The organism is Chitinophagaceae bacterium (assembly GCA_030053935.1).
Taxonomy (GTDB): Bacteria; Bacteroidota; Bacteroidia; order Cytophagales; family JASGCU01; genus JASGCU01.
In genome coordinates this window covers 1-4,385 of sequence record JASGCU010000127.1, presented here as the reverse complement: position 1 = coordinate 4,385, position 4,385 = coordinate 1, and the positions used below count along the sequence as shown (strand labels likewise).

Below are 4,385 nucleotides of genomic sequence, written 5' to 3'. Positions count from 1 at the left end.
AAGCAGAACAAGAAAAAGCAAAAGCAGAACAAGAAAAAACAGAACAACAAAACAGAGCCGAAAGAGCAGAACAAGAAATAGCAAAACTCAAAGCAACATTAGATACACTAAAAAACAACCCTCTTAATAACATTTAGACTGGTGAAAAAAGATCTATATTGCACAAATTGATTTTATTTATTACAGACAAATTATTAAAAATATACTCACCATAATCATATTATTTTTTGGAAAAAGAAACAGTGAGCGGAAAGGTTATAGATACGAAGGTTTTAAAACGACTTTTTACATTTATCAAACCTTATAAAAAAAAATTCTATTTTTTAGTTTTTTTAACAGTGTCTTTAGCATTTATAGTGCCTGTAAGACCTATTATTATTCAATATATTCTAGACGTTCCTTTGGTAAAAGGGGATTATGAAGAACTCCTCATAGTGACTATTTTTTTGATATTCCTTCTTATAGTTTCCACTATTATGCAATATTATCATACTTATATATCAGGTTGGATAGGACAAAGTATTATCCACGATATGCGTATGAAAGTATTCTATCATTTACAAACATTTCGTTTAAAGTTTTTTGATAAGACCCCTATTGGACGTATTGTTACCCGAAATGTATCCGATGTAGAGACGCTTTCCGATGTTTTTAGTGAAGGAATTGCAGCAATAGTAGGAGATTTATTGCAGATAATAGTTATTTTGATAATAATGTTTGTCATCAGTTGGAAAATGACCCTGGTTTGTCTCTCTCTGTTCCCTCTTATGATTCTCAGTACCTATATATTTAAAGAAAAAGTTAAAAAATCTTTCAATGAAGTCCGAACTGCTGTTGCCAACCTCAACTCTTTTGTGCAAGAACATATTACGGGCATGGGTATAGTGCAGATTTTTAATAGTGAAGCAAGAGAATTTCATAAATTCCAAAAAATAAACGGAGAACATAAACGAGCAAATATTAAATCCGTCCTTTATTATTCCATATATTTCCCCGTAGCAGAGGTAATTCAGGCAATGGGCATAGGTCTTATTGTTTGGTACGGAGCAAGAAATGTTATAGATAATGAACTTACTATTGGAGTTTTGATTTCTTTTATAATGTATATACAAATGTTTTTTCGCCCCGTACGTATGATTGCAGATAGATTCAATACACTACAAATGGGAATTGTAAGCACGAAAAGAATTTTAGACCTCATAGATAATAAGGAAGACGTAATGGATAACGGAACTGAAGATATCCAAAACATACGTGGAATAATAGAGTTTAGAAATGTATCTTTTGCTTATAATAATGATGAATATGTATTGAAAGATATTAATATACAAATAAAGAGCGGTGAAACCATTGCTATTGTGGGCGCTACAGGTGCGGGAAAATCTTCAATTATAAATCTTCTCAACCGCTTTTATGAAATAAATAAAGGAACTATTTTTTTGGATGGAAAAGATATAAGAAACTACAAATTAGAATCACTCCGCAGGCATATAGGCTTGGTTCTGCAAGATGTATTTTTGTTTTCGGGGAGTATTTATTATAATATTACTTTGGGAGACAAGAGTATTAAGAGAGAAGAGGTATGGGAGGCTTGTGAACTCGTGGGAGCAAGTGAATTTATTGAAAAACTCCCTGGTGGGCTGGATTATGATGTTATGGAAAGAGGAGTCACCCTGTCTGTAGGACAGAGACAACTTATCTCTTTCGTCAGAGCCCTTGTTTATAATCCTCAAATTATTATTTTAGACGAAGCAACCTCATCAATAGATACAGAAACAGAGCAATTGATACAAAACGCTATATTCAAATTGATGAAAGGCAGAACTGCCATAGTTATTGCTCATCGGCTTTCTACCATTCAAAATGCTCATAAGATTATTGTATTAGATAAGGGATGTATAAAAGAAGAAGGAACTCACGAATCGCTTATGAAACAAGAAGGGTACTATCAGCACCTCTACAAATTAAATATAAAAGTATAACCCAATGCTCTGTTATTTCAAAGAATTATCTTTTGAATATCTAAGGCTAGAGATGAAAAATCCTCATTACTACCACTATACCGAGCAACAATATGAGATTCATATTTTTGTAAAGATTGAGAATATGCCTTATCGTAATACCATAGTAAAACCTCTGCTACCTTGTGCATTTCCCCTCTGAGTAGATGATACTTTGCTTTTGCAACAGCATCATTTCCCATTTTTTTTTGTATCTTATCTATTTTACCTGCTAATTCCTCTACCCCAAAATGTCCATATTCTCTTACTAAACGCTCTATTCTCACGGAAATATCTTGGGTAAATAAAAATCTTGGTGCTAATATCTTTTGCTTCCAAAAAGGTTCGGGTAGAGTCACTTCTCCTATCCTAATCGGTTCATCTTCTATCCAAATTCTTTTCTTCCTATCCAAAGAGAGCAGTTCAAAAAATAAATCATTCTGAAATTGCTCCGAAGTGGGCTGTGGTGCTTGCCCTAATCCTCCAAAAGCAGAACCTTTATGATGAGCAAGGGATTCTAAATCCAAAACCTGTTCCCCACGATTCTGTAAAGCATGCAAAAGCTCTGTCTTCCCCGAACCCGTCGCCCCCGTTAATACTAAAAGTGGGAGAGGTTCTTCTAATGTTTCTAATAGATAATGCCGAAATCCCTTGTATCCCCCTTGCAATAAAAAAACATCAAATCCATACATATCTAAAAGCCATCCCAAACTTTTAGAACGCATCCCTCCCCGCCAACAGTAGAGCAAACGCTCATTGCTTTCGTTTTGAGATTCCGAAAATTCTATAAAAGCACGCATTTTACTACCTGCAAACTCTAAGCCTTTTTTTATAGCTTCTTGCCTTCCTACTTGCTTATAGAGAGTACCCACTTCCGCTCTTTCTGTATCATCAAAAAGAGGCATATTGACAGCACCTAATATATGCCCCTGAGCAAATTCCATCGGAGAACGCACATCTAAAACGGGAACACCTCGCATCTTTTCTATAAATTTTTGAACAGATATTTCTTGCATTATGTAAGAGTATGTAATAAATAATGAATGGAAGGAATAATGAATAGTGTATTAACTTTCTATGGAAATATTTTTTTTTCTATTTGACTCTCAAAAAAAATCATACTTCATAATGAAAAAAACGGTTGCAATACTTTCTCCAAATAATCAGGGATTCGCACCGGTCTCCTTGATTCTTTGTGAACGAATACAAGCACCGTTTCCGCTGTATTGATGAGTTCTCCTTTCTCATTATACACTGCATAATGAAATACTATTTTCGCCTTTGGCATAGCAGGAATACTCACTTGTATCTGTAATACTTCATCATACAAAGCAGGTTTCAAATACTTGGCAGTATATTCTATCACGGGCATCAATACAGAATGCTCCATATCTTTATAAGCAATGCCCAAAGACCGAAGTGCCTCCACCCTTGCTACTTCATAATAAGACGCATAATGACCATAATAAACATAACCCATTTGGTCTGTCTCCGAATACCTTACCCGCACCTGTGTTTGAAATCCAAACATATACAATAGTTTTTGAAAAAAATGATGAATAGTGGTGAAAATTATATTGTGTGTGTTCCCCTCTCTTTTTTTGGAGAACTTTGTGGTATAGTGTTTGTTATTTTCAAAGTTTTACAAAAGATACAAAGTAAACAAAAAATACATAAATACAAATAACGTATCATTATTTCACTTTTACACGTATTGTAATCATACAATTGATACTTTCAAACACAAATATAGAGGTATTATCCATTCACTTTCCCACACTTTTTTGTAAAAGAGATTCCATTTCCGAAGTGCCTGTGTTCATTGCAAACTATATAATGCATAACCCTGCAAAATGGGTAGAGGATAAGTTTTATTTATAATGCAAATAAAAAAACAAGTTCTCCCTCACAAAAAAGGGGCTTTTTTTTGCTGTTGTTTTTATGAAAAATATTAAAAAAAGAAAGTATTTTTAATACTCAATAGTTATATAAAAATATTTTATAGTAGTTTACAAAAGTTTTAAAGTTTCAATTTTATAGTATTATTCAATGTATTTATTAATTTAATTTTTAATTTTTATGCTTAAATCAAGTAAAACAAGGTTGGTTATCTGTGGTGTAACAACTTTTTTATTAATAGCCACTTCGTGTTCTAAAAAAGCAGTGCCTACTGTGAGTCAATATCCGAACAGTAATGGGACAAGGAATAATACGGGTGCAACAAACAATGCAGGAGCAGGAAATAATAATGCAAATGCAGTGAGTAATGTTCCACCAACAACAAGGATTGTGACTCCATGCACAGAAGCTAAAAAAACAGATAATGATTTTTTTAGATCTTGTAATTCGGGTACATCTCCGAGCGAATCCTTTGCAAAACAATTA

Annotated in this window: 4 protein-coding genes; 2 read left to right on the top strand and 2 right to left on the bottom strand. The window is 33.4% G+C overall.

What is annotated here, in order from left to right:
- Nucleotides 1–227 precede the first annotated feature (227 nt).
- The gene (locus QM536_09455; protein MDI9357235.1) at nt 228–1,982 is read left to right on the top strand and encodes an ABC transporter ATP-binding protein; all 1,755 of its coding nucleotides are present in this window, start codon (nt 228–230) and stop codon (nt 1,980–1,982) included.
- Nucleotides 1,983–1,999: 17 nt separating this feature from the next.
- Here QM536_09455 and mnmH read toward each other — a convergent pair whose 3' ends face one another.
- Together mnmH and QM536_09445 are read right to left on the bottom strand one after the other, a co-directional pair.
- A complete protein-coding gene (mnmH, locus tag QM536_09450; protein MDI9357234.1) occupies nt 2,000–3,016 on the bottom strand; it encodes a tRNA 2-selenouridine(34) synthase MnmH in 1,017 nt (338 codons plus the stop codon).
- Between the two features lie 107 nt (nt 3,017–3,123).
- The gene (locus QM536_09445; protein MDI9357233.1) at nt 3,124–3,531 is read right to left on the bottom strand and encodes a thioesterase family protein; all 408 of its coding nucleotides are present in this window, start codon (nt 3,529–3,531) and stop codon (nt 3,124–3,126) included.
- Between the two features lie 548 nt (nt 3,532–4,079).
- On the opposite strand from QM536_09445, the gene QM536_09440 reads away from it, so the two are divergent.
- Nucleotides 4,080–4,385: hypothetical protein (locus QM536_09440; protein MDI9357232.1), on the top strand; the 306-nt coding region annotated here is incomplete at its 3' end.

Bases quoted from the DNA above. Each gene is read 5' to 3' on its own strand.
- mnmH (MDI9357234.1), bottom strand. From the start codon at position 3,016: ATGCAAGAAATATCTGTTCAAAAATTTATAGAAAAGATGCGAGGTGTT.
- QM536_09445 (MDI9357233.1), bottom strand. From the start codon at position 3,531: ATGTTTGGATTTCAAACACAGGTGCGGGTAAGGTATTCGGAGACAGAC.